The following is a 25,232-nucleotide window of genomic DNA, read 5'->3' on the forward strand; positions in this document are numbered from 1 at the left end:
GTCCGGGCCACCAGGAGGATGCGAAGCTTTCGACCCAGACACTGCCGCCGCTCACCGACGGGTGGATGCCCTCATGAGACTTCGCCGACTGGTCGTCCTCCGACATGCGAAGTCGGCCTGGCCACCCGACGTGGACGACCGCGACCGGCCACTGGCCGAGCGCGGCCTGCGCGACGCACCCGCGGCCGGACGCTGGCTGCGCGACGCCGACTGCGTCCCGGACCTCGTCCTGTGCTCGCCCGCCGTCCGGACCCGGCAGACCTGGGACCTCGTCGCGCAGCAGCTCCCGACCAGCCCTCCGGTCCGCCACGACCCCCGTCTCTACGGCGCCGATGCCGAGGGGCTCCTCGCCGTCGTGCGGGAGACCCCGGACACCGTGGCCACCCTGCTGCTGGTGGGCCACAACCCGGCGGTCCAGGACCTGGTGCTCCTGCTGACCTCGGAGGCGCTCGGCGACGCCCTCGAACGGACCAGGGAGAAGTTCCCGACCTCCGCCATCGCCGTCCTCACCCAGCAACGGTCGTGGCCGGAGGCCGTTCAGTCAGGCTCCCTTCTCACCGACGTCGCGGTGCCGCGCGGAGCGGCGACGTAGCGGCGCCCGCCGGGCCGCCGGTCACTGCCGGGCCGGCGTCGTTGCGCCTCGGGCCCGCCCGTAGCCTGGACGTTCGAACTTGGCAGGGGCGCGTCATCCCTCGAGGTGGGTGGCGCGGGCCACGAGCGGCAGGAACGGGGCGGGCATGGCGCGTACGGCGGTGGTCCGGTGGACGGCGTGGACCGCGGGGGTGCTGGTCCTGGTGCTGCTGGCGGCCTGGATCTGGTGGCGGGAGAGCGAGACCGCGGCCCGCTGGCGCCAGGCCGAGGCCATGGAGACCTTCTGCGGAGGCGTGCTGGCTTACGAGCGGAGCCCGTTGTTCGAGGGGCTGCCTCCCAGCACCAAGCTGTTGACGGACCACAAGGTCGGCCGGGACGGGCACGGCTGCGTGATGGGGCGCACCCGGGCGCAGGTGACCGCCGCGCTGCTGCCCGCCGGGGATCCCGGAGGCCGGAACGCGGAGAGGGTTCTGCCGCCGCCCTTCCGCGGCGATCTGCTCCCGGTCCCTCTGACCGGTGGGTGGCGTGGTGCCGCCGACGGCGATTCGGTCCGGGTTCTGCTGAGCTGCCGGGACAGCCAGGACCTCGTCTCCGTGACGGTCGATCAGTACCTGCCCAGGATTTCCCACGAGGCGCAGGATGCTCGCCAGGAAGGGCGAGGCGAGTGGCTCCCCGAAGATCTGTACTGGGCGCGGTTCGCGACGGCGACGGCCGCCAAGGCCTCGGAGCACTGGGGCTGCGAGGCCGACACGGGCCGACCCTTGCGCGCACTGCCGTCGTTCAGCGGAGCCGAGCCGCTCGCGGGCGCGAACGGCACGTGTGCCGGCCTTCCCTTCGCCGTCGACGAGCGGCTGGACACTCTCTCGGAGACCGTCACCAGCAGCAGCGCCCTGTACGAGGCGTGCCAGGTCGGGGCCCTGTCCCACTTCGACGGCCGCTACTGGTTCCTCGCCCGCTTCGGAGCCTATGCGACGCGCGACCGTGACCGGGTCCTCCCGGATGACGCGCGCGATGCCGGAGTCGGCGACCACCTGCTGTGGGGAAGCGCCCGCTGTCCTGGCCACACGGAGCGCGCGTTGTTCACCGCCGAGATTCCGCCCGAGGCGGCCACCGTGTGGATGCCCGGGAAGAAGGGCAAGGAGACCTTCGGCATGCCCGCCTTCCGGGAGTTCGCGGAGCGGTCGGCCGAGCGCCATGGCTGCACGGACCTGCGCCTGCCTCCCGCCTCCTGAAACGGGCCGGCCCGCACCCGTGCCTACGGGCGCTCGAACGCCTGGAGCACCCCGCCCAGTGCGAAGCACGACGCGCCCAGAAGGGTTCCCCAGTTGGCGATCCCGGCGTTCACCAGGCTCCCCGTTCCCGGCCGGGTGAAGTCGGCCAGGGCCGAGACCATGAACAGCGCGGATCCGATCTGGTTGACGGCCACGATCCACCAGCCGAGGTCGTGCGCGCGGATGCGCGGACGGCCGTGGGACACCTCGACCAGGGCGAGATGACCGGAGATCAGGAACAGCAGGCAGCCGACCATGTCGGGGGCCCAGATCAGCCGGTTCGACTGCTGCGTGGTGAGCCCGTGGAGGAACGAGTCCAGCAGGTTGATGCCGAAGACCAGCGTCCCGGCGAAGAGCACGAAGGTGCTGAGCCAGTCGATCCGCATCGGCTCGTAGCTCCACCACCGCCAGTGCCCCGACCGCAAGGTGCCCGATGTGCCGCCCGGCCGGGGCGCGTTGACCGTCTGGAGCAGTGAGGCGTAGCCGCCGGTGCTGAAGAACAGACCTCCGGCGAAGTAGACCGCGGCACTCGTCGTCGGGCTGCCCGACCCGAGGGCGAGGGCGGCGCCGAGTGCGAACAGCGCTCCGCCGATCGTGAAGGCCACGGCGGCCGTGGTGTTGAGCCTGCGCAGCCGGTCGAGCGTGGGGGTGTCCGCCGGCCGGGCGACGGCCGTCGCGTCCTCGGTGGTCCGGACGCTGAGCGCACCCCGTTTGCGTACGGCCCGCGACTCCCAGACCGCCATGCCGCCTTCGGCGAGGCGCCACGTCCGTCGTGTCGTGAACGGTCCCGCGCCTTCGGCGATCTCTTCGACATGACCCACGCGGACCAGCGTACTGATCCCGGTGCCCGGAATGTTCCATGGTGCGGGTAAGGGACCGTGTCGCCGTCTTCGCCCCAGGGATCGGATCTCTCTCTGCTCAAATGTCCAAGCGGACTTGGACGTTCTGCAGTCCTTCAGTGAGAAACATTGACCTGGGACGCCGTCCCTGGATTGGATCGACAGGTAGAGATCTCAGGATAGAGGTCCGATGACTTCGCCATGTAATCCCACTCCGACGGGAGTTGCAGTGCTGCGTAGACGATCCTCCTCCCGGCTTCTGGGCGCCGTTGCGGCGGCTCTGCTGATGCTGATTGGGCCGGTGCCGGCCGCCCGGGCATCGGCCGAGGCGGAAGCCGCGGGACCCGCGACCCCGCCTGCCGCTGCCCCGCCCGCCGCCGCCTCGCCCGGCACCGCGCCCGTCACCGTTCCGGCGCTCACCGACTGGACCCCCAGGGTAGGGACGTACGCCTTCGGCAGGGGCGCCCGGCTGGTCGTCGACCCGCGCGACAGGGAAGCCCGTCGCGTCGCGGCCACGCTCGGCGGCGACCTCCGTGCCGCCGGCCACGGCACCGTGCCGGTCGTGAACGGCGGCGCACGACCTGGTGACATCGTCATCGACGTCGAACCCGCGCGGAAGCGGAGCCTCGGCCGCGAAGGGTACGAGTTCACGGCGGGCCGCGAGGTCGCCATCACCGGCGCCACCGGCACCGGCGCCTTCTACGGCACCCGCACCCTGCTCCAACTCCTCGCCTCCGGCGGCCGGATACCCGCCGGACGCACCGTCGACGTACCGCGGTACGCGGAGCGCGGCGTGGGAGTGTGCGCCTGCTACATCCACATCACGCCCGACTGGCTGGAGAACCTCGTACGCGACATGGCGTACAACAAGCTCAACCAGCTGCTCCTCGAACTCAAGGTGAAGAGCGACAAGCACCCCGAGGCCAACACCTGGGGCTATTACACCAAGGACGAGATCCGCAGGCTCGTCGCGCTCGGAGAGAAGTACCACGTCACGGTCATACCCGAGATCAACTCCCCTGGGCACATGGACCCGTGGATCGAGAACCGCCCGGACCTCCAGCTCACCGACAGCGACGGCAAGCCGCAGCCGTCGCGGCTCGATGTGACCGCCTCCGAGGCGTTCGCGTACTACACCTCGCTGATCGACGAGTACGCCGAGGTCTTCCCCGCCGGCTCCTGGCACATGGGCGCCGACGAGTACATGCTCGGCTCGGACTTCGCCAAGTACCCGCACATCCTCGAGTACGCACGGAAGAAGTACGGTCCGGACGCGACACCGCAGGACGCCTTCATCGACTTCGTCAACCGCGTCCACGACTACGCCGCCACCAAGGGCAAGCGCCTGCGTATCTGGAACGACGGACTGACCGGTGACCACACCGTGCCCGTCAGGGCCGGGACGACGGTGGAGCACTGGCTCAATGTGCGCACGAAGCCCAGCGAGCTCATCGCCCAGGGGTATCCGCTGCTCAACGCCTCGTACTCGCTCTACCTCGTCCGTGGCGGCTTCCACATGAACACCGAGTCGCTGTACGAGCAGCGGTGGGACCCCCGCAGCTTCGAGGGCGAGAAGCTCGCGAGCGCCGACGGCATCACCGGGGCGAAGATCAGCCTCTGGCCGGACAACGGCCGCGGCGACACCGAGAACGAGGTCGCCGCCGGCATGTACCTGCCGCTGCGCTACATCGCCCAGACGACCTGGGGAGTCCCCGGCCCCGACGCGACCTACGCCGGCTTCACCGCCCGCGCCGAGGCCGTCGGCCATGCGCCGGGGCACCGCGACCTGACCCGGCTGCCCGTCGCCGAGGGCACGTACACCCTCAGCGACAGCGAGGGCAGGACCGACCTCGGGGACCGGGAGATCCGCCGCACCGCCGACGGTTACGCCACGCTCAGGTCCACGACCGGCGGCCTGTGCGCCGAGACGCGCAGCGGCAGGCTCACCCTGAACACCCCGCTGCAGCCCGGCACTCCGGTGACCGAGGAGACCTGCGACCCCGCGAACACCCTGCAGCGCTGGCAGCTCACCGCGGTCCCGGGCGGCTACACGCTCACCAACGCCATCACCCGGATGGCCGTTCACGTCACCGAGGACGGCCGCCTGCTGCAGTACCCGACCGACCAGAAGCGGCCCGCCGTCTGGCGTCTCGCCCCGCACTGATCACGGAGGTCTTCCGCACATGGCCATCAGCAGACGCCTCTTCGTCGGCGCCGTCGCCGCGTCGAGCACCTCGTACGCGCTCACGGCGGCGCACGCGACCCCCGTACCCACGGTGACGCACGCGACACCGGCGAACGCCGCCCACCCGGCGGCGGCCCCCGTGGAGCCGTACTACCGCATCCCCGTCAGTGCCTCCGACACCCCCGAGCAACTGGTCGCCAAGGCCGCCCGGGTCCGTCCCACCGAGCGGCAGATCGCGTGGCAGCGCCTGGAGAGGACCGCGTTCCTCCACTTCGGTGTCAACACCTTCACCGGACTCGAATGGGGGACCGGCGACGAGGACCCGGACGTCTTCCAGCCGGTCGGCCTGGACACCGACCAGTGGGCCAGGGCGCTGCGCGACGGCGGCTTCACGCTCGCCATCCTCACCGTCAAGCACCATGACGGCTTCGTGCTCTACCCCTCCCGCTACACCCGCCACAGCGTCGTCTCCAGCACCTGGGAGGACGGCCGTGGCGACGTACTGCGCTCCTTCGCCGACTCCATGCGGCGGCACGGCATCAAGGTCGGCGTCTACGTCTCCCCGGCCGACGAGAACCAGTACCTCCACGGTGTGTACGCCAACGGCAGCGCCCGCACCACCCACACCGTCCCCGCCCTCACCGACGGCGACGACCGGGCGGGCAAGGACCTGCGCACCTTCGAGCTCCAGGCCACCGACTACGGCGCCCATATGCTCAACCAGCTCTACGAGGTGCTCACCGAGTACGGACCTGTCGACGAGGTCTGGTTCGACGGGGCCCAGGGCCGTATCCCGCCGGACAAGGTGGAACGCTACGACTGGGACAGCTGGTACGAGCTGATCCGCACTCTCGCGCCGGACGCCTCCATCGCCGTGTCCGGCCCCGACGTCCGCTGGGTCGGGAACGAAGGGGGACTCGCGCGGGAGGACGAGTGGAGCGTCGTCCCGGTCAAGGAGAAGGACTACGGCCGCACCGACTACGCCCTCCACTACGAAGCCGCCGACCAGGGCAGCCGCGAGGCGCTGCTGGAGGCGCAGACGCTCGCCCAGTACGTGCAGTGGTGGCCCGCCGAATGCGATGTGTCCATCAGGCCCGGCTGGTTCTACCACGCCGACCAGCAGCCCAAGACGGTCGAGCAGCTCACCGACATCTGGTTCCGCTCCGTCGGCAGGAACTCCGTGCTCCTGCTGAACATCCCGCCGGACCAGCGGGGAAGTCTGCCCGACGCGGACGTCACGGTCCTGCGCGAGTTCCGCGAGCGCACCGCGCGCGAGCTGCCCGGGGACCTGGCCAGGGGAGCGCGGACCTGGGGTGACGGCAGCAGGACCGCCCGGGCCGTCGACGGCGACCCGGACACGGCGTGGACCGCTCCCGCGCCGTCCCGGGGGACGCTCACCGTCGACCTCGGCCGTGAGCGGGCCGTCGATCGGATACGCCTCGCGGAGGACGTACGGCACGGCCAGCAGGTCGAGTCGGCGGTCGTGGAGGCGCGCACCGCGGACGGCTGGGAACGGATCGCCGCCGTCGGCACCATCGGCGCGAGCCGGATCCTCGTGCTGCCCGCTCCGGTGACGGCCCGTCAGTGGCGGCTGCGGATCGACGGCTCCCGGAACGCCGCCCGGATCGCCGCGTTCGAGCTCCACCGCTCGCGCGTCTGAGTGCCACCGTGGGTGCCGGCCGACGATCGCGGCCGGCACCCACGGCGTTTCCGCGTCTCCGGCCGGTCAGGAGGAGGGTCAGGGAGTGGCCGGCAGGCAGCCCGTGAACTCGACTCGATGAGCGGCGCCAGGGCGGAGGGGCGGCGTCGGTACCGGGCGACACGCGGAATGCCGGGCGCGGGCCGGTGCGGATCATCGTGGGAACGAAGCCCCACACTGGACCCCGGCCGCCGGGAACGCGGCCGGAACGGAGGGCGGCACGGCGATGAGCTCCCCACTGCCGGACAGGGGGCACGAACGGCCGTACGACCCCGGTCTGCGGAACCTGACCCGGATCACCCTGCGGCCCATCGCCTCGCCGATGCCGCTCGGCTTCTACACCGTGGCGATCGCCTCGACGATCACCGCCTGTCTCCAGCTCGGCGTGTTCGACCCGGGCGACCGCCGGGCGGTCGCCCTGACCATCGTGCCCGCCTTCGTGCTGCAACTCCTCGTGAGCGTCTTCGCGCTCGGCGCGAGAGACGTCGTCGCCGCCACCGTGATGGCCAGCTTCGCCGGCCACTGGCTCGCCAACTCCCTCGTGCTGTCGGCGGCTCCACCGGGCGGGCCGGTCGTCCTCGGCGTGCTCAATCTGGTCTTCGCCGTGTTCGCCGTTCTCATGGTCACGGTCATGGGCCGCCGCCGGGCCGTGTGGCTGGTCCTGGTCGTCGCGACCCCCTGGTTCGCCTTCTCGGGCGCGTACGGAATCGTCCAGGCCGCATGGCTCGGTCGCGTCGCCGGCTCGATCGGTCTGGTGCTCGCGGTCGTCGCGATGTACACGGCGTACGCGCTCATGCTGGAGGAGTTGCGCGGCAAGGAGATCCTCCCCGTCGGACGCCACGGTCAGGCCCACACGGCCGTCGAGGGCGACCTCGCGGACCAGCTCCGCGATCTGGAGCGCCAGGCGGGAGTGCGCCGCACGCTCTGATGCGCAACGCCGCGACGGAGTGCCGGACTTCCGGCCGGACGGCCGTATCCGCGACGCGTTAGGAAAGTTTCCTAACCAACCTCTTGACGGTGCGTCGGCTCGTTCACGAAGCTGTGGTGCCATCGCCCCCCACGGTCTCCGTCCCCCTCCGTCCCCCTCATCGGGAGGCCCCTGTGCGTTTCCGTTCCCGTCTGCTCGGCGCGGCAGGCGCGGCACTGACGGCAGCCGCCGCGGTGCTCGTCGCACCCGGCTCCGCCCATGCCGCCAATCTGCTGCTCAATCCCGGCTTCGAGACCGGCTCGCTGTCCGGCTGGTCGTGCACCGGCGGACTCGGTTCAGTGGTCGGCTCTCCCGTGCACGGGGGCACCAAGGCCCTGGCCGGCGCGGCCGGTTCGAGTGACAACGCCAAGTGCACCCAGACCGTGTCCGTCCAGCCCAACACCGCCTACACGCTCTCCGGCTGGGTGCGCGGCAACTACGTCTACCTCGGTGTCACCGGCGGTTCCTCCGTCTGGACGCCGTCGGCGGCCGCGTACAGCAAGCTCAGCGTGTCCTTCACGACCGGCGCGACACAGACCAGCGCCGAGATCTATGTCAACGGCTGGTACGGGCAGGGCACCTACTACGCCGACGACATCTCCCTGGACGGGCCCGGCGGCCCGGGCGACGGTGACACCCAGCCGCCGTCCGTTCCCGCGAACCCCCGCTCCACGGCGAAGACCGCAGGCAGCGTGAGCCTCGCCTGGGACGCCGCCACCGACAACACCGCCGTCACCGGCTACGACGTCTACCGGGGTTCGTCCCTGGCGACCACCGTGTCCGGGACGAGTGCCACCGTCGGCGGCCTGGCCGCATCCACCGCATACACGTTCACGGTCCGGGCGCGCGACGCCGCGGGCAACACCAGCGCGGCGTCCACCCCGGTGAACGTCACGACCGACGCAGGCCCGGTCACCCCCGGTGTCAACGTGCCCTTCGGCAGCCACTCGTTCCCGTACGCCGTGGGCACCATCAAGGTCTCCGGAAACCAGGCGGCCAACGACGCCAAGGTCGTGGCGTACTACCAGCAGTGGAAGAACGCCTTCCTCAGATCGAACTGCGGCAACGGCTGGTCGGCCATCGCCTCGCCCGACGCCGACCACCCCTATGTCGCCGAGGGCCAGGGCTACGGGCTGACCATCCTGGCCACGATGGCGGGCGCCGACCCGGACGCACGCACCTCCTTCGACCGCGTGCTGAAGTACGTCCTCGACCACCCCTCGGCCATCGACCCCGATCTGCACGCCGCCGAACAGAACAGCAGCTGCCAGAGCGTCAACGGCGGTGACTCCGCCACCGACGGCGACCTGGAGATCGCCTACGCGCTGCTGCTCGCCGACAAGCAGTGGGGCAGCACCACGGGCACCTACGACTACAAGGCGCTCGCGGTGAAGCGCATCAACGCCATCAAGCGCAGCGAGATCGTCTCCGCCACCGGCCTGACCAACCTCGGCGACTGGTCCTCCGGCGGCTACGACGCCATCAGCCGCACCTCCGACTGGCTGCCCGGACACTTCCGCGCCTTCAGGAAGGCCACCGGTGACGCCTCCTGGGACACCATCAGGGACAAGCACCAGACCCTCATCGCCCATCTCCAGTCCCAGTACGCCCCGTCCACCGGCCTGCTCCCGGACTTCGTGGAGAACACCACCACCAGCCCCAGGCCCCCCGCCGGCCAGGTGCTGGAATCACCGCTCGACGGCACCTACAACTGGAACGCCTGCCGCGACCCGTGGCGCATCGGCGTGGACGCGCTGACGAGCGGTGACAGCCGTTCGCTCGCCGCCGTCCGCAAGATGAACACGTGGATCAAGCAGTCCACCGGCGGCAACCCGAACAACATCCAGCAGGGCTACCGGCTCGACGGCACCGTCACCACGTCCGGCTCCTCCGTCGCCTTCATCGCCCCCTTCGCCGTGGCCGCCGCCACCGACGCGGGCAGCCAGGCGTGGCTGGACGCCCTGTGGAACAAGCTCAACGCGACCCCGCTCGACGCGGGCAGCTACTACGGCTCCAGTATCCAGCTCCAGGTGATGATCGCCGTCACCGGCAACCACTGGCTCGCCTGACCGGCGGGCAAGGGCCGCCCGGGCCCATGGTCGCCCGGCTCCCGCCATACGGCGGGAGCCGGGCTTCCGGCCGTCAGGAGCGGAACGGGTTGCGCAGATACGTCAGGTCCAGTTCACCGGTGTTGTCGAAGTACGTGGACACCAGCAGCGCCGGATCGGTGACGATCGCCCCCGCCTGGAGCGCGCTGCCGTCGTTGCCGTCGTCCCAGGCCCACGGCGCGTGCGCCGCGTTGTCCTTGCCGTTGTCGCCGCGGAACGTGCCCCAGGACGCGTAGGTCTCGGCGTTGCTCCGCCGCTCCCACAGGCTGCCGGCGCCGGTCAGGTCGACGAGCCCGTACGTCGCGTCGCGGTCGTTGCCGCCCGCCGGTACGGCGCCCGCGCCGCGGCTCGGGCGGTAGACGATGCCGTCGCCGCCCGGGAACTGAGCCCCGTCCCAGGCGTAGGCCCCGTGGCCGCGGGCCTCCTGAAAGCTCGTCGGGTGCTCGTTCCCGTCGAAGCTCTGCATCACCAGGGTGGCGTCGATGTTCTCCTGGCCGTCGGTGAAGGGGCTGCCGGGCGGCGTGTAGGAGTAGAAGTTGTCGTGGGCGAGCGTGACGACGGCCTCCAGCGTGCCGTACTCGCTGCCGTCCTTGCGTACGACCTCCAACTGCCCCTCCATGTCGTTCTCGTGCGAGAACACATTGAGCGGGGAGTCCTTCCAGTCCCGGGGGTGGAAGAAGGCGTACGTCAGATACCAGTGGGTGCTGGTCTCGGACACCGCGTAGTAGACCGTGCCCTTGAGCCCGCCGGCCTGGGCGTCGAGGTTGTCCCAGTTGTCGAGCGCGTTCCAGTTGCCGTCGTAGTCGACGGGGGCGAGATAGTCCGCCCGGTAGTTCGACGACGAGCTGTCCTGGTAGTGAACGGGGGCCCAGCGATAGGCGAGTTCGGGATCGCCGGGCGCGGCGTGTGCGGGCGCCGGTGCGAGGAGCACAGCGGCGAGAGCGGCAGCGGACACCGTCGTGAGAGCGGTTCTCCACCGTGACATGGACACCTCCGGGATGCGGGAACGATCCGTATCCTGGAGGGCGGTTCGCCAAGGCGGCACCGGGCGCGGTGAGTGTTCACCAACGCCCCTCCCGTCACGGCCCCACCGGTCGTCGGCAGTTCACCCGAGCGGCCGAACACCCGCGGTGTCTGGGCGGTGAAGGCCGCACGGGCCTCTACGGTGTGCCATCGGAAGGTGCGGGTGGTGCGTGGTGGCTTCGGGGCGGCAGGGTGCGGGAGCGACTCAGGACATGGCGGTCACCGCTGCCCGCGCGGGTGACATCGCCGCCGCACGGCTCAAGGAACGCATCTACGCGACCATCACCCTGACCGCCGTCGTCGTCGCCCTCTCCGAGACGGACCATCCCGAGCACCTCGAAGCGGCGCTCACCGTCGCGGTGACGGCGCTCGGGGTCTGGCTGGCCACGCTGGTCGCCGACGAGCAGTCCCACCGGGCGCTGACCCGGCGCAACGCCACCTGGGCGGAGATCCGCACGGCGCTGCACGTCTCCTGCCCGCTGCTGCTCACCGCCGTGGGACCGCTGGTGCTGATCGGCCTCTCGGCGCTCGGCGCCCTGGGCCTGGAGACCGCGCTGCTGATCAGCGCCGGGGTGGAGGTGGCCACCCTGTTCCTGTGGGGCTGGCGGACCGGACTGCGCATGGGCAACGGTCCGCTGAGCGCCCTGATCTCGGGCCTGATCGACACCGTGATCGGCGTTGGGGTCGTGGCCGTGAAGATCCTCGCGGGTCATTGAGTGCGATATCCACTGAAGCCGGGCGTGAGCACGTCCCGCGGCCGTCCCGCCAGCGAGCAAGGTCACAGCCGTCTCCTCTGCTGCTCATCCGTACGACTGGCCTAGCATCCGAGCATGACGGTTCTGCCTGATGACGGGCTTACGCTCGCCGCCGAGTTCCCTGACGCCACCCATGAGCAGTGGCAGCGCCTTGTCGAGGGTGTGCTGCGCAAATCGGGCAAGGACGTGTCGGGTGCGGCGGCCGAAGAGGCGCTGGCGACAGCACTGGACGACGGGCTCGTGGCGAGCCCCCTCTACACCGCGCGGGACTCCGCCCCCGACGCCGGATATCCGGGCTTCGCCCCGTATGTACGCGGCAGCCGGCCCGTCGGCGGCTGGGACGTACGCCAGCGGCACGAGCGACCGGAACCCGCCCGCACCAACGAGGCCCTGCTCGCGGACCTGGAGAACGGCGTCACCTCGGTGTGGCTCGCCGTGGGAGGCACCGGGATCGCGGTGACGGGCCTCGCCCAGGCCCTGGACGGCGTCTACCTCGACCTGGCACCCGTCGTGCTCGACGCCGGCGACGAGACCGGCGCCGCCGCCCGCGAGCTGCTGCGCCTCTACGACGAACGCGGTGTCGCCCGTGACGCCGCGCGCGGCAACCTCGGCGCGGACCCCCTGGGACTCGCCGCCCGTACCGGTCGACCCGCGGACACGGACACGGCCGTGGAGCTGGCCGGACTGTGCCACGAGGAGTACCCGGGACTGCGCGCGCTGACCGTGGACGCGCTGCCCTACCACGAGGCCGGAGCCTCCGCCGCCCAGGAACTGGGCGTCTCGCTCGCGACCGGAGTCGCTTCTCTGCGCACCCTGACCGCGGCGGGACTCACGGTCGAGGCCGCCTGCCGGCAGCTGGAGTTCCGGTACGCGGCGACCGCCGACCAGTTCCTCACCGTCGCCAAACTGCGGGCGGCGCGCCGGCTGTGGGCCCGGGTCGCCGAGGTGTCCGGCGCCGGCGCCGGGGACGCCGGAGCGCAGCGCCAGCACGCCGTGACCTCGTCGGTGATGATGACCCGGCGCGACCCGTACGTGAACATGCTGCGCACCACGATCGCCTGCCTCGGCGCGGGCGTCGGCGGGGCCGACGCCGTGACCGTGCTGCCCTTCGACCACGAACTGGGCCTCCCGGACGCCTTCGCCCGCCGCATCGCGCGCAACACCTCCTCGATCCTGCTGGAGGAGTCGCATCTGGGCCGGGTCGCCGACCCCGCCGGCGGCTCCTGGTACGTCGAGCGGCTGACCGATGAACTCGCCCACCGTGCCTGGGCGTTCTTCCAGGAACTGGAGCGAGCGGGCGGCCAGGAGGAGGCACTGCGCTCCGGACTGATCGGTGACCGAATCGCCGCCACCTGGCAGGAGCGCAAGCGAAGGCTCGCCAAGCGCCGTGAACCCGTCACCGGCGTCAGTGAGTTCCCCCATCTGGCCGAGAAGCCCGTCGAGCGTGAGCCCGCCCCCGAGGCCCCGCGCCACGACGGCGGACTTCCGCGCGTCCGCCGCGACGAGGACTACGAGGCGCTGCGTGCCCGCTCCGACGCGCACCTGGCCGACACCGGCGCCCGTCCGCGTGTCTTCCTCGCCGCCCTCGGCCCGGCCTCCGCCCACACGGCACGCGTCGCGTTCGCCTCGAACCTCTTCCAGGCGGGCGGGGTCGAGCCGGTGCACGACCCGGTCACCGTGGACGCGGCCACCGCGGCCGACGCCTTCGCCCGCAGCGGGGCGTCCGTCGCCTGCCTCTGCTCCAGCGACGCGCTGTACGAGGAGCACGCCGAGGAGGTCGCCAAGGCCCTCAGGGCCGCCGGTGCCCAGCAGGTCTTCCTCGCCGGCAGGCCCGGTGAGCATCCCGGCGTCGACGCCTACGTCTTCGCGGGCTGCGACGCCGTGAGCGTCCTGTCCTCCGTCCTCGACCGCATGGGAGTGACCCCGTGACGCAGATCCCCGACTTCTCCGAGGTCGCCCTCGGCACGGGCGGCGAGCCCGCCGGGGCGACGGAGGAGCAGTGGCGCGCCGCCGTGAAGGAGTCGACCGGAAGCAGCGTCGACGACCTGCTGTGGGAGACCCCGGAGGGCATCGGGGTCAAGCCCCTCTACACCGGCCGTGACACGGAGGGCCTCGACTTCCTCGGCACCTACCCGGGCGTGGCGCCGTATCTGCGCGGCCCCTACCCGACGATGTACGTCAACCAGCCGTGGACGATCCGCCAGTACGCGGGCTTCTCCACCGCCGAGGAGTCCAACGCCTTCTACCGGCGCAACCTCGCCGCCGGACAGAAGGGCCTGTCGGTCGCCTTCGACCTGCCCACCCACCGCGGCTACGACAGCGACCACCCGCGCGTCACCGGCGACGTCGGCATGGCGGGCGTCGCCATCGACTCCATCTACGACATGCGGCAGCTCTTCGACGGCATCCCGCTGGACCGGATGACCGTGTCGATGACGATGAACGGCGCCGTGCTGCCGGTGCTCGCGCTCTACATCGTGGCGGCGGAGGAACAGGGCGTACCACCGGAGAAGCTGGCCGGGACCATCCAGAACGACATCCTCAAGGAGTTCATGGTCCGCAACACCTACATCTATCCGCCGCGCCCCTCGATGCGGATCATCTCCGACATCTTCGCCTTCACCTCGCAGAAGATGCCGCGCTACAACTCCATCTCCATCTCCGGCTACCACATCCAGGAGGCCGGTGCGACGGCCGACCTGGAGCTGGCGTACACCCTCGCCGACGGTGTGGAGTACCTGCGGGCCGGGCGGGACGCGGGCCTGGACGTGGACGCCTTCGCGCCCCGGCTGTCGTTCTTCTGGGCGATCGGCATGAACTTCTTCATGGAGATCGCCAAGATGCGCGCGGCCCGGCTGCTGTGGGCCAAGCTGGTCCGGCAGTTCGACCCGAAGAACGCCAAGTCGCTGTCGCTGCGCACCCATTCGCAGACCTCCGGCTGGTCGCTCACCGCGCAGGACGTCTTCAACAACGTCACGCGCACCTGCGTGGAGGCGATGGCCGCGACCCAGGGCCACACCCAGTCGCTGCACACCAACGCCCTCGACGAGGCGCTCGCCCTGCCGACGGACTTCTCCGCGCGCATCGCCCGCAACACCCAGCTCCTGCTCCAGCAGGAGTCGGGCACCTGCCGGGTCATCGACCCGTGGGGCGGCAGCGCCTACGTCGAGAAGCTCACGTACGACCTCGCCCGCAAGGCGTGGCAGCACATCCAGGAGGTCGAGGCGGCCGGCGGCATGGCCCAGGCCATCGACGCCGGCATCCCCAAGCTGCGCGTGGAGGAGGCCGCCGCCCGCACCCAGGCCCGTATCGACTCCGGACGGCAGCCCGTCATCGGCGTCAACAAGTACCGGGTCGCCAACGACGAGCAGATCGACGTCCTCAAGGTCGACAACTCCTCCGTGCGCGCCCAGCAGATCGCGAAGCTGCGCAGGCTGCGCGAGGAACGCGACGAGAACGCCTGCCAGGACGCGCTGCGCGCGCTGACCGCGGGCGCCGAGGGAACGGCCAACCTGCTGGAGCTCGCGGTGAACGCGGCCCGGGCCAAGGCCACCGTCGGCGAGATCTCGGACGCCCTGGAGAAGGTGTACGGCCGGCACGCGGGCCAGATCCGTACGATCTCCGGCGTGTACCGCAACGAGGCAGGGGAGTCGCCGTCCGTGGAACGCACCAGGGGCCTGGTCGAGCGCTTCGAGGAGGCCGAGGGCCGCCGTCCGCGCATCCTCGTCGCCAAGATGGGCCAGGACGGCCACGACCGCGGCCAGAAGGTCATCGCCACCGCCTTCGCCGACCTCGGCTTCGACGTGGACGTCGGCCCGCTGTTCCAGACCCCGGCCGAGGTGGCCCGGCAGGCGGTGGAGGCGGATGTGCACGTCGTCGGCGTCTCCTCGCTCGCGGCAGGCCATCTGACCCTCGTCCCGGCGCTGCGCGAGCAGCTCGCGGAGGAGGGCCGCGACGACATCATGATCGTCGTGGGCGGGGTGATCCCGCCGCAGGACGTGCCCACCCTGCTGGAGATGGGCGCCGCGGCGGTCTTCCCGCCCGGCACCGTCATCCCCGACGCGGCCCACGACCTGGTCGAGCGCCTCGCCGCGGCGCTGGGCCACGACGGGCTGTAGCCGCGGATGGCCATCGACCTCGACAGCTACGTGAAGGGCGTACTCGACGGGAAGCGGGCCTACATCGCCCGCGCCATCACCCTCGTCGAGTCCACCCGCCCCGACCACCGGGCCCTGGCCCAGCGGCTCCTGACGGAGTTGCTGCCGCACAGCGGCGACGCACGGCGGATCGGGATCAGCGGGGTGCCCGGGGTGGGCAAGTCCACCTTCATCGACGCCTTCGGCACGATGCTGACCGGGCTCGGCCACCGGGTGGCGGTGCTCGCCGTCGACCCGTCCTCCAGCCGCACGGGCGGCTCCATCCTCGGCGACAAGACGAGGATGGAGCGCCTCGCGGTGGATCCGGCGGCCTTCGTCCGGCCGTCGCCGTCGGCGGGCACCCTCGGCGGTGTGGCGAAGGCGACGCGCGAGTCCATGGTCGTGATGGAGGCGGCCGGTCACGACGTCGTCCTGGTGGAGACCGTCGGCGTCGGCCAGTCCGAGACGGCCGTCGCGGGCATGGTCGACTCGTTCCTGCTGCTCACCCTCGCCCGCACCGGCGACCAGCTCCAGGGCATCAAGAAGGGCGTCCTGGAACTGGCCGACGTCATCGCGGTCAACAAGGCCGACGGCCCGCACGAGCGCGACGCACGGGCCGCCGCCCGTGAACTCGCGGGCGCGCTGCGGCTGATGTACCCGGCCGACGCGGCCTGGACCCCGCCGGTGCTGAGTTGCAGCGCCCGGGAGTCCAGCGGACTCGACACCGTCTGGGACCGCCTGGAGCAGCACCGCACCCTGCTCGACGCGGGCGGCAGACTCGCCGCCAAGCGCCGTGACCAGCAGGTCGAATGGGCCTGGGCGATGGTCAAGGACGAACTCCTGGGACGGCTGCGCTCCCATCCCGCCGTACGCGCGCTCGGCCCCGGGCTCGAACAGCAGGTGCGTGACGGCGCGCTGACCACCACGCTCGCCGCCGAACGCATCCTGGAGGCGTTCGGCCGCGACGGTTGACGACGTCGGGGACGGGACGGGGCAGGGGCCGCGTCAGCGCGCGAGCGCCAGCATCGCCAGCCGGCGCCAGCTCAGCCGGGGCCGGGAGCGCGGCACTCCGGGCCGGTGGCGCGGCACCCGCACCCGCAGCGCCCGCGGCCGGACGGTGCAGCGTACGGGTACGGGCAGGGTGAGCGCCTCGCCGTCCACGCCCACCTGCACCTCCGGCGCGTCGGCGTCCACGACGACCTCGCGGGCGGTGAGCAGCGTGAAGCCGGGCGAGCGTTCGCCGCGCAGCAGGTCCGCCGCCTGCGCGGCGCTGTCCACGGTGACGCCCACGATGCCGAGGACGCCCCTGTCCAGACGGTCCCGGCGCGCGACCGACGCCCGGTCACCCGGCCGGTAGGGGTTGTTGCTCACCAGCACGGCCTGCGGTGAGCCGATCGTGACATCCGCCGCCCGCACGGTCAGCCGCGGCCCGGCCCGGTGCGTCAGCACGTCGGGGAACAGCTGAAGGACGGTGCCGACCTTGTCGTCGCGGTACGCGTCGCTCTGCACGACCAGTGCATAGGCCCCGAACGACGCGTTGTTGACGAAGACCCGGTCACCGATGACCCCGAGGTCGACCGTCAGTTCGACCCCGTCGGTCAGGGCGTCCAGCGCCGCCGAGGGATCCTCCCGGTCGAGCCCGAGATCGAGCGCGAAGTGGTTCCGGGTCCCGGCCGGGACCACCAGGAACGGCACCTCGTGCTCCGCGGCGACCCCGGCGACCAGCGCCTGGGTGCCGTCCCCTCCGGCCACCCCGAGCAGATCCGCACCCTCGGCGACGGCCTCGCGCGCGAGCGCCGCGACATCGCTCGGACGGTCCGGATCCAGCATGAACACCCGCGCCCCCGCGGCCTCCGCCTTCTCCCGCAGTCCGAAACGCTCCACCTTCCCCCCGCCGGAGCGGGGATTCATGATCAGGAACGGTCGTGCGGCACGTCTCGCCGCGACCACGGGCTGAGTCGTCCGCCTGGCGTCGACGGCCAGCGCCTCCCAGCCGGAGCCCACCGCGACCGTTCCCAGGAAGAGACACAGCACCAGCAGCCACAGCATTCCCGAGCGGATCTGCAGCACGATCACCACCACCGGGGCGGCCACCGCCAGGACCGTGGCGCAGACGCGCACCGGTCCCCGCCGGGTCAGCGCCCACCACAGCGCCGCGGCCGTCACGACGGTCCCGGCGATCACCTGCACCACCAGCGCGAGGCCGCCGAGCCCGGAAGCGACCAGCAGAACCACCACCGCGGCGGCCGCCAGGATCGCCAGCCGCGCGCACCAGCGCTGGATACGGACCGTGTGTGCCTTCGCGCCGACGCCGTTCATGACACCTCCGGTCCTGACCTTCCTACCGCCATTGCACAACCGCACGGGGCGGCGCGCCTCCCCGCCGGCCGCGGCCGAGGGCGCGTCACGGCGCCGATGGCGATCATGGAAGGCCGCTGGGATCATGAGGGCTGACAACGGACGGCACGGCGGTGGAACGCATGGCCGAGGACGCCCAGCTGCATCCCAGCGGTGACCCGCTGCTTGCCGCGAAGTTCGCGGTACCCGTCGTACCCCCTGCCTTCGTGGCGCGAAAGCGGCTCCTCGACCGGCTCACGGAGGCCACCCAGGGCCCCTTGACCGTGATCACCGGCCCGGCGGGCGCGGGCAAGACCAGCCTCGCCGCCTCATGGCAGTCCGAGCACCTGGCGCCCGGCCCCGTGGTGTGGCTCACCCTGGAGAACGACGACCACGCACCCGGTGTGTTCTGGGCCTATGTCCTCGGCGCCTTCCGCTACCACCGGGTGCCGCTGCCCGACGGCGTCGGCAGCCCGTCCAGCGCCGACAACGTCGACCACTCGCTCATCGTGCGCCTCGCCTCCGCGCTGGCCGAACTGCGCGGCCCGGTCGTCCTCGTACTCGACGGACTCGAGCACACGGCCGCCCACGACGTTGCCGCGGAGCTGGACTTCGTCCTCGCCCACGCCGGACCGCAGCTGCGCCTCGTCCTCCTCGGCCGGGTCGATCCCGCACTCCCGCTGCACCGCTACCGCGCGGAGGCCCGTATCTGCGAGATCCGCGGCTCCGAACTGGCCTTCAGCCCGCGCGAGACGGACCGGCTGCTGCGCTGCCACGGACTGCAGCCCTCCAAGGAAAGCGTGACCGCGCTCACCGAGCGGACCCAGGGCTGGGCCGCCGGCCTGCGCCTGTGTGCCCTTGCCATGCAACGGACCGAGGACGCCGAGCAGTTCGCCCAGTCCTTCGCGGCCTCGCAGAACGCCGTCGCCGACTACCTGATGGCCGAGGTCCTGGCCGTCCAGCCCGACACCACCCAGGATCTGCTCATCCGGACCAGCATCCTCACCCACGTGCATCCGGAACTCGCCGACGCCCTCACCGGACGCGCCGACGGCGAGCTGATCCTCGGCCGGCTCGTCCGCGAGAACGCGTTCGTCGAGCCCATCGGCGACACCGCCTGGTACCGCTGCCACCCGCTGTTCGCGGAGGTCCTCCGCGCCCATCTGCGCAGCCGCAGCCCCGAGCTGGGCGCACCCCTGCACCGTGAGGCGGCGCACTGGCTCGACCGGCACGACCGGCTGACCGACGCGCTCGAACACGCCGCCGCCGCGGACGCGTGGACGTACGCGGCGGGCCTCCTCGTCGACCGGCTCGCCGCCGCACGGCTGCTCACCGGCCCGGACAGCCACCGGCTCGAACGGCTGTTCCGTGCCATGCCGGACGGGCTGCCCGGCACCGCGCCCGCCCTCGCCGCGGCCGCGTGCGCCCTCGCCCGCGGCGACACCGTCGCGAGCCGCAAGCACCTCGCGGGCGCCGGCGAGAACGGTGACGCGACCGTCGAGAGCCGGTTGACCGGGGCACTGCTGCGGCTCCTCACCGACGGCGGGGCACACCGGCCCGCCCAGGAGGCGTCCGACCCCGGCCGTGAGGTGCGCGTCCTCATGGAGCAGGTGGACCGCGACACGCTGGGGCGGCATCCCGAGATCGAGGCGCTCCGCCGCTACGGCCTGGCCCGCGCACACCTCGGCGCGGGCCGTCGCGCCGAGGCACGGGAGGCGTTCACCGCGGCGCTGGCAGCCGCCACGGACGAACAGACCTGGACGGTCCGCCACCACTGCCTGGGAGCCCTGGCCCTGACCGAGGCCGTCGACGGGATGCTGTGCGAGGCCGAGGCGCACGCCCGGGAGGGGCTCCAGGCCGCCGACGAGCACGGCATCCCCGTCGGCCACCGCACGGGACTGTGCCATCTCGCGCTCGCCGCCGTCGCCTCCGACCGCGGCGACCTCACCGGCGCCGGCCGGTATCTCGGCGCGGCGGTCGGGTCCGGCGCACCGACCTGGGACGCGCTGGGCGCCGCCGAGGCCGCGGTGCTGCGCTCCCGGCTCGAACTCGCCCACGGGCGTACGGCGGCGGCCCTGAGCGAGCTCGACGACGCATCCGTCTCCGCCGGCGGCGCGCCGTTCGCCGAGGGCGAGGCCGCGGGCCGCGTCGCCGTGGCCCGCTCCGCCGTCCACCTCGCCCGCGGCGATCCACGCGCGGCCCTCGGCGCGCTGCGCCGGGCTCCACGGACGGGTCCCGCGCACGCGGTCGCCTCCGCGGCCGCCCATCTCGCGGCAGGGGACACCGAACAGGCCCGCCGGCTGCTCGCCGCACTCGGCGACGGGGAGGGCGACGGCGCCGGCGATGCCTGCCCTGGCGTGCGGGTCCGGGCGCTGCTCGTCGAGGCACAGGCCGCGGCGGCCGAGGACGACATCGCACAGGCCGTGGCGCTCCTCGGCAGGGCCCTCGACACCGCGCGCCCGCAGCAGCTGCGCGCGCCGTTCACGGAACGGGGCCCATGGCTGCGGCATCTGCTCGCGCGTACACCCGAACTCGCCGACGCGCACGCCTGGCTCAGCGGCCGTCCCGCCGCCGCGGACGGGCGGCACGGACCGGGCACCGCGGGCGCGTCGCCCGCCGGGCCGCCGCTGCTGGTCGAGCGCCTCAGCAGGCGGGAACTCGACGTCCTGCGGTGCGCCGCACAGCTGATGTCGACCGACGAGATCGCGGCCGACCTGTTCCTGTCCGTCAACACGGTCAAGACGCATCTGAAGAGCGTGTACCGCAAGTTGTCCGTCTCCCGCCGCAGCGAGGCGGTGCGGCGCGCCAGGGACGCCGGTCTCCTGTGATGCCACGCCCCTCGGTCCGTGCCCGGGACGACCGGCGCCAGGTCCGCGACCAGGTCACCTCATCCGGGTGATGTGCCGACGGCCGCCCGCACCGGACGATGGTGAACAGCCCCTAGCGCACGGGGAAGTGCTCGCATGCGATACGAGTTCCGCGTCTCCGGTCAGCTGTCCCCGGCCGTCGCCGGTGCGTTTCCCGAGCTCGACGAAGCGACGGTGCCGCAGGAGACCGTCCTGTACGGTCCTGTCACCGACGAGGCACATCTGTACGGGCTGCTCGTCCGCTTCCAGGACCTCGGACTGCACGTCGTGGAACTGCGCCGGCTGCCCGACTGACCTGGCCTGCGGACCTCCGGCCCTCGGCTGCCCGGCTCCCCGGCTCCTGGACCTCCGGTCCGGCAACCCGTCCGCCGTCAGGCGGCTTCGTCGGCGTCGGCCGTACGCTCCCGCAGCCGTGGATCCCGCTCCGACGCCCTCGCGTACCAGGCCCCGTACCGCTCGCTCAGCCGCACTGCCGTCACCCCGTGCAGCAGCACGCTCAGGGCCACGGTGACGGCGACGACCCGGCCGGGGAGCGACGCCTCGGGCCCGTACTCCTTGACCACGAGCAGTCCCAGGACCAGCGACGCCAGGCCCCGCGGTCCGAACCATCCCACGTACGCCACCGTGGGCCGCCGCAGCCCGCTCCCGACGAGGGAGAGCGCCACCGGCACCATCCGTACGACGGTCAGGCTCAGCACCGCGTAGACGACGGTCCGCCAGTCCAGGTGCCCCAGCGCCGGCCCCAGCAGCACGGCACCGAACACGAGGAAACTCATGCCCGCGAGCAGCGAGGCGACGTTCTCGGCGAACTCGTGGCTCCGGTCGCCGCCCAGGTCCTCCGGCGACGAGCCACGGCGCAGGAACACGGCGAAGGCGATCCCGCCGCACCAGGCGGCGATGAACCCGCTCCCGCCGACGAGGACCGCCAGCCCGTACGACGCCAGGGTGGTGGCCAGGACCAGCAGCTGGCGCCCTTCCCGGCCCACCCAGCCGGCGGAACGCGCCACATGCAGCAGCCGGCCGGCCACGGCGCCGGCGCCGAGTCCGAGCAGCGCGCTGAGCACCAGCGAACGCCAGAAGATGCCGGCGAGGCCCTGCTCATGGGCGGCCGTCCCCGGCAGCGCCGCGAGAAGGAGGAGGAAGACCGGAAGGATGATGCCGTCGCCGACGCCGCACTCGGCGTTGAGACCGTTGCGGACGACCGGCGGCACCCGCGGCGAGGCGATGGCGGTCCGGCACACCGCCGCGTCGGTGGGCGTCAGGATCGTCGCGACGAGCGCCAGTTCCCACAAGGTCAGCCCGGGCAGCAGGGGCCAGGCCAGCAGCCATCCCGCCGCGATGGTGAGCGGCAGTCCGATCAGGAGCAGCCGCAGCGGCAGAAAGCGTCCGCGGTGCAGCTGCCGCCCGCGCAGCTGCAGGGCGTCGGTGAAGAGGACCAGGGCGAGCGCCGCCTCGACCAGGACGAGGACCGGGCCCGCGTCGTGCGCCAGACCGAAGAGATCGAGGCCCGCGGGGCCGATGAGCACTCCGCAGCCGGTGAAGAACAGCGGCCCGGTGAGCGCCGTGGTGGAGATCCGACGCGACACCAGCGCATAGCCGGCCGTGACCGTCGCCACCGCCACCGCGGTCAGGGCGCTCCCTCCGCTCACGTACCCCTCACCCACCCGACCTGTGGCATCACGGACCGGTTCATCGTCGGTCACACCGTCACGGCCGCCCGGCACCGACACGACGGGACGGCGCCTCCTCCCGGCACGGCGCCTCCTCCCGGCACGGCGCCTCCTCCCGGCACGGCGCCTCCTCCCGGCACGGCGCCTCCCCTCCCGCACGGCCACCGATTCACCCGTGCGGGGTGAGGGAACCGCGCGCGGGCCGTCCCACACTGACGGCGAGCGGACGCCCGGCGTCCGATGGGAACGGCAGGAGGACGGCGATGGACGGCACTGTCTACCTCGCGTACGACTATCCGGTTCTGGGCGCGTTCTGGACCGTGATGTGGATCTTCCTCTGGGTGATGTGGCTGATACTGCTCTTCCGGGTGATCATGGACATCTTCCGTGACCACGAGATGAACGGATGGGCCAAGGCGGCCTGGCTGCTGTTCGTGCTGCTGATCCCGTTCCTCGGCGTGCTGGTCTACGTGATCGTGCGCGGCAAGGAGATGGGCAAGCGCGAGATCCAGCAGGCGCAGCAACAGCAGGAAGCGTTCAACTCCTACATCCGGCAGACCGCCAAGGGCTCCGGCACGGGCGAGGAGCTGGCCCGGCTCTCCGAACTCAAGGCCAAGGGTGACCTGAGCGAGGCCGAGTTCCAGCGGGCGAAGGAGAAGCTCCTGAGCTGACAGGAGCTGAGCATCGGCACGAGGGGACATCATGACCGATTCGACCCGGACGACCGGCCCGACCGGCTCCACCGGCCCGACCGGCACGACGACCAAGCAGGCACCCGCCACGGGCGGCCACGGGCTCCTGGCCGCAGGACTGGCCACCTTCGCCGCGGTGATACTGATCATCGCCGGATTCCTCGATCTGTTCCGGGGAATCATGGCCATCGCCCACGACGACCTCTTCGTCACGACGCGGGGCTACGTCTTCCGCTTCGACCTCACCGCATGGGGCTGGCTGCATCTGATCTTCGGAGTCCTCGCCATCGTGGCGGGGTTCGCCCTCTTCAAGGCCGCCCTGTGGGCCCGGATCCTCGGCATCGTCCTCGCGGGCGTGCTGGTGATCGTCAACTTCCTGTCCCTGCCGTACTACCCGCTCTGGTCCCTGATCTCGATCGCGCTCTACATCGCCGTCATCTGGGCCCTGTGCGTCGTACGGCCGGACGACTTCTGACCGGCCCGGGCAGACCGGGCCGACCGGGCCGTCGGTGCCTCATGAAGTTACGCCGGGACAGGCCTCGAACCGGATCATGGGTCCACGCCAGGCGCGCCGGGCACGGTACGCACACGGTCCGCGGCGGCACCTCGCAGGCGAGGAAGGCCCGGGCAGGAACCGCGGCCGGCTGCCCGGCCGGCTCATTCGCTTCCGCCCTCGGTGCGACCCCGCCGCGCCCATGTGATGCACTGGGCTGGCGAGGGCGCACCACCAGGGACACCGAGCAGGAAGAGAGCAGGAGCAGCATTGACCAGCTACCGGCAGCCCGGCCTGGTCCTCACGGACCGCCATTTCACCGTTCCCCTCGATCACGCCGACCCCACCGGGGAGCAGATCGGGCTCTACGGCCGTGAGATCGTCTCCAGCACCCGCGCCGGGGCCGATCTGCCCTGGCTGGTGTATCTGGAGGGCGGACCCGGCTTCGGGGCGCGGCGCTTCCCCGGCAAGCAGGCCTGGCTGGGACGCGCGGTACAGGAATTCCGCGTACTGCTGCTCGACCAGCGCGGCACCGGGCTGTCCACCCCCGCCAATCGGCAGACCCTTCCGCTGCGCGGCGGGCCCGAGGAGCAGGCCCGCTATCTCGCCCATTTCCGCGCCGACAGCATCGTCCGGGACTGCGAGGCGGTCCGGGCGCAACTGACGGGCGGGGCGCGCTGGACGGTTCTCGGCCAGAGCTTCGGCGGCTTCTGCGCCACGCACTATCTCTCGACCGCGCCGGAGGGCCTGAAGGCGGTCCTGATCACGGGCGGGCTGCCCGCGCTCGACGCCCGCGCCGAGGACGTGTACCGGGCCGCGTACCCCCGTATCCAGCGCAAGAACGAGGCCCACTACGCCCGCTACCCGCAGGACGTCGAACGCGCCCGCCGGATCGCCGAGCACCTCTCCGGCCGGCGGACCGTCCTCCCCGGCGGATACGTCCTCACCCCCGAGGCGTTCCAGTCCCTCGGGATCCAGCTCGGTACCGGCGACGGCAGCCACCAGTTGCACTACCTGCTGGAGAACGCGTTCGTCCGCACGGCGGACGGCGACGAACTCTCCGACACGTTCCAGCAGGGCGTCCTCGCCGCACTGTCGTACGCCGCGCATCCTCTGTACGCCGTGCTGCACGAGGCGATCTACGCCCAGGGCGAGGCGCCCACCGCATGGGCGGCCGAGCGGGCACGGGCCGAGTTCCCGCAGTTCGACGCGGAGAAGACGCTGGCGGGCGACGGGCCGCTGCTCTTCACCGGCGAGTCCGTCCACCCCTGGCACTTCGAGACGGACCCGGCTCTGCGGCCGCTGCGTGAGGCCGCCGAACTGCTCGCCGCCCGCACCGACTGGCCCGCGCTGTACGACGCGGAGCGCCTCGCGGCCAACGAGGTCCCGGTCGCCGCGGCCGTCTACCACGACGACATGTACGTCGACACCGCCCACTCCCTCGCGACGGCACGCGCCATCCGGGGCCTGCGCACCTGGGTCACCGACGAGTACGAGCACGACGGTGTACGTGCCTCCGGCTCCCGCGTCCTCGACCGGCTGCTCGCCCTGGTCCGCGACGAAGTGTGACGCCGGTGAGCGGCACCGCCCCGGCTACGC

At 72.0% G+C, this 25,232-nt stretch carries 19 protein-coding genes; 15 read left to right on the plus strand and 4 right to left on the minus strand.

Features of this window, described 5'->3' with window-relative positions; genetic code table 11:
- The first annotated feature begins 73 nt into the window (after positions 1-73).
- Both OG766_RS32730 and OG766_RS32735 read left to right on the plus strand, forming a co-directional pair.
- Positions 74-592, plus strand: a complete 519-nt coding sequence (locus tag OG766_RS32730; RefSeq protein ID WP_266385286.1) for a SixA phosphatase family protein — start codon at positions 74-76, stop codon at positions 590-592.
- Between the two features lie 145 nt (positions 593-737).
- Positions 738-1,823: a hypothetical protein gene (locus tag OG766_RS32735; protein ID WP_328726986.1), complete on the plus strand. Its 1,086-nt coding sequence runs from the start codon at positions 738-740 to the stop codon at positions 1,821-1,823.
- A gap of 23 nt (positions 1,824-1,846) precedes the next feature.
- On the opposite strand, the gene OG766_RS32740 is transcribed toward OG766_RS32735, so the two are convergent.
- On the minus strand, positions 1,847-2,683 hold the full coding sequence (locus tag OG766_RS32740) for a hypothetical protein (RefSeq protein ID WP_266385280.1): 837 nt from the start codon (positions 2,681-2,683) through the stop codon (positions 1,847-1,849).
- A gap of 208 nt (positions 2,684-2,891) precedes the next feature.
- Between OG766_RS32740 and OG766_RS32745 the strand changes: the two genes are divergently transcribed.
- From OG766_RS32745 to OG766_RS32760, 4 genes are all read left to right on the plus strand, one after another.
- Complete coding sequence (locus OG766_RS32745; RefSeq protein ID WP_443045573.1) at positions 2,892-4,865, plus strand: family 20 glycosylhydrolase; 1,974 nt, start codon at positions 2,892-2,894, stop codon at positions 4,863-4,865.
- Positions 4,866-4,884: 19 nt separating this feature from the next.
- The gene (locus OG766_RS32750; RefSeq protein ID WP_328726987.1) at positions 4,885-6,546 is read left to right on the plus strand and encodes an alpha-L-fucosidase; all 1,662 of its coding nucleotides are present in this window, start codon (positions 4,885-4,887) and stop codon (positions 6,544-6,546) included.
- 265 nt (positions 6,547-6,811) lie between these two features.
- Positions 6,812-7,513, plus strand: coding sequence for a hypothetical protein (locus OG766_RS32755; RefSeq protein WP_328726988.1), 702 nt, complete (start codon positions 6,812-6,814; stop codon positions 7,511-7,513).
- 173 nt (positions 7,514-7,686) lie between these two features.
- On the plus strand, positions 7,687-9,621 hold the full coding sequence (locus OG766_RS32760; RefSeq protein WP_443045574.1) for a glycosyl hydrolase family 8: 1,935 nt from the start codon (positions 7,687-7,689) through the stop codon (positions 9,619-9,621).
- Positions 9,622-9,694: 73 nt separating this feature from the next.
- Here OG766_RS32760 and OG766_RS32765 read toward each other — a convergent pair whose 3' ends face one another.
- Entirely contained in the window at positions 9,695-10,645 is a 951-nt protein-coding gene (locus OG766_RS32765; protein ID WP_328726989.1) for a hypothetical protein, read from the minus strand.
- 250 nt (positions 10,646-10,895) lie between these two features.
- On the opposite strand from OG766_RS32765, the gene OG766_RS32770 reads away from it, so the two are divergent.
- The 4 genes from OG766_RS32770 (at position 10,896) to meaB (ending at position 16,546) form a co-directional block, all read left to right on the plus strand.
- A complete protein-coding gene (locus OG766_RS32770; RefSeq protein WP_328726990.1) occupies positions 10,896-11,399 on the plus strand; it encodes a hypothetical protein in 504 nt (167 codons plus the stop codon).
- Positions 11,400-11,513: 114 nt separating this feature from the next.
- Positions 11,514-13,367, plus strand: coding sequence for a methylmalonyl-CoA mutase small subunit (gene mutA, locus OG766_RS32775; RefSeq protein ID WP_328726991.1), 1,854 nt, complete (start codon positions 11,514-11,516; stop codon positions 13,365-13,367).
- The gene (gene scpA / locus OG766_RS32780; RefSeq protein WP_328726992.1) at positions 13,364-15,556 is read left to right on the plus strand and encodes a methylmalonyl-CoA mutase; all 2,193 of its coding nucleotides are present in this window, start codon (positions 13,364-13,366) and stop codon (positions 15,554-15,556) included. Before mutA ends, scpA begins: the two co-directional genes overlap by 4 nt.
- Before the next feature lie 6 nt (positions 15,557-15,562).
- Positions 15,563-16,546: a methylmalonyl Co-A mutase-associated GTPase MeaB gene (meaB, locus tag OG766_RS32785; protein WP_328726993.1), complete on the plus strand. Its 984-nt coding sequence runs from the start codon at positions 15,563-15,565 to the stop codon at positions 16,544-16,546.
- 33 nt (positions 16,547-16,579) lie between these two features.
- Here the strand turns inward: meaB and OG766_RS32790 are convergent, their stop codons facing one another.
- Positions 16,580-17,893, minus strand: coding sequence for a diacylglycerol/lipid kinase family protein (locus OG766_RS32790; RefSeq protein WP_266385261.1), 1,314 nt, complete (start codon positions 17,891-17,893; stop codon positions 16,580-16,582).
- Between the two features lie 161 nt (positions 17,894-18,054).
- Between OG766_RS32790 and OG766_RS32795 the strand changes: the two genes are divergently transcribed.
- Positions 18,055-20,739, plus strand: a complete 2,685-nt coding sequence (locus OG766_RS32795; RefSeq protein ID WP_328726994.1) for a helix-turn-helix transcriptional regulator — start codon at positions 18,055-18,057, stop codon at positions 20,737-20,739.
- A gap of 135 nt (positions 20,740-20,874) precedes the next feature.
- Positions 20,875-21,072 carry a hypothetical protein gene (locus tag OG766_RS32800; RefSeq protein ID WP_266385258.1) on the plus strand — a complete coding sequence of 66 codons (198 nt, stop codon included), beginning with the start codon at positions 20,875-20,877 and terminating at the stop codon, positions 21,070-21,072.
- A 77-nt stretch (positions 21,073-21,149) separates the two neighbouring features.
- Here the strand turns inward: OG766_RS32800 and OG766_RS32805 are convergent, their stop codons facing one another.
- On the minus strand, positions 21,150-22,427 hold the full coding sequence (locus tag OG766_RS32805; protein WP_328726995.1) for a cation:proton antiporter: 1,278 nt from the start codon (positions 22,425-22,427) through the stop codon (positions 21,150-21,152).
- 284 nt (positions 22,428-22,711) lie between these two features.
- Between OG766_RS32805 and OG766_RS32810 the strand changes: the two genes are divergently transcribed.
- From OG766_RS32810 to OG766_RS32820, 3 genes are all read left to right on the plus strand, one after another.
- Entirely contained in the window at positions 22,712-23,119 is a 408-nt protein-coding gene (locus OG766_RS32810) for an SHOCT domain-containing protein (RefSeq protein WP_266385251.1), read from the plus strand.
- Positions 23,120-23,150: 31 nt separating this feature from the next.
- Positions 23,151-23,615, plus strand: coding sequence for a DUF7144 family membrane protein (locus OG766_RS32815; RefSeq protein WP_266385249.1), 465 nt, complete (start codon positions 23,151-23,153; stop codon positions 23,613-23,615).
- Positions 23,616-23,903: 288 nt separating this feature from the next.
- A complete protein-coding gene (locus OG766_RS32820; protein ID WP_266385247.1) occupies positions 23,904-25,202 on the plus strand; it encodes an alpha/beta fold hydrolase in 1,299 nt (432 codons plus the stop codon).
- Positions 25,203-25,232: the final 30 nt, after the last annotated feature.

The organism is Streptomyces sp. NBC_00259, assembly GCF_036181745.1.
Classification (GTDB): Bacteria; Actinomycetota; Actinomycetes; order Streptomycetales; family Streptomycetaceae; genus Streptomyces; species Streptomyces pratisoli.

Bases quoted from the DNA above. Each gene is read 5' to 3' on its own strand.
- OG766_RS32755 (WP_328726988.1), top strand. From the start codon at position 6,812: ATGAGCTCCCCACTGCCGGACAGGGGGCACGAACGGCCGTACGACCCC.
- OG766_RS32745 (WP_443045573.1), top strand. From the start codon at position 2,892: ATGACTTCGCCATGTAATCCCACTCCGACGGGAGTTGCAGTGCTGCGT.
- OG766_RS32735 (WP_328726986.1), top strand. From the start codon at position 738: ATGGCGCGTACGGCGGTGGTCCGGTGGACGGCGTGGACCGCGGGGGTG.
- OG766_RS32810 (WP_266385251.1), top strand. From the start codon at position 22,712: ATGGACGGCACTGTCTACCTCGCGTACGACTATCCGGTTCTGGGCGCG.
- OG766_RS32815 (WP_266385249.1), top strand. From the start codon at position 23,151: ATGACCGATTCGACCCGGACGACCGGCCCGACCGGCTCCACCGGCCCG.
- meaB (WP_328726993.1), top strand. From the start codon at position 15,563: ATGGCCATCGACCTCGACAGCTACGTGAAGGGCGTACTCGACGGGAAG.
- mutA (WP_328726991.1), top strand. From the start codon at position 11,514: ATGACGGTTCTGCCTGATGACGGGCTTACGCTCGCCGCCGAGTTCCCT.
- OG766_RS32770 (WP_328726990.1), top strand. From the start codon at position 10,896: ATGGCGGTCACCGCTGCCCGCGCGGGTGACATCGCCGCCGCACGGCTC.
- OG766_RS32765 (WP_328726989.1), bottom strand. From the start codon at position 10,645: ATGTCACGGTGGAGAACCGCTCTCACGACGGTGTCCGCTGCCGCTCTC.
- OG766_RS32795 (WP_328726994.1), top strand. From the start codon at position 18,055: ATGGCCGAGGACGCCCAGCTGCATCCCAGCGGTGACCCGCTGCTTGCC.
- OG766_RS32790 (WP_266385261.1), bottom strand. From the start codon at position 17,893: ATGAACGGCGTCGGCGCGAAGGCACACACGGTCCGTATCCAGCGCTGG.
- OG766_RS32800 (WP_266385258.1), top strand. From the start codon at position 20,875: ATGCGATACGAGTTCCGCGTCTCCGGTCAGCTGTCCCCGGCCGTCGCC.
- OG766_RS32730 (WP_266385286.1), top strand. From the start codon at position 74: ATGAGACTTCGCCGACTGGTCGTCCTCCGACATGCGAAGTCGGCCTGG.
- OG766_RS32750 (WP_328726987.1), top strand. From the start codon at position 4,885: ATGGCCATCAGCAGACGCCTCTTCGTCGGCGCCGTCGCCGCGTCGAGC.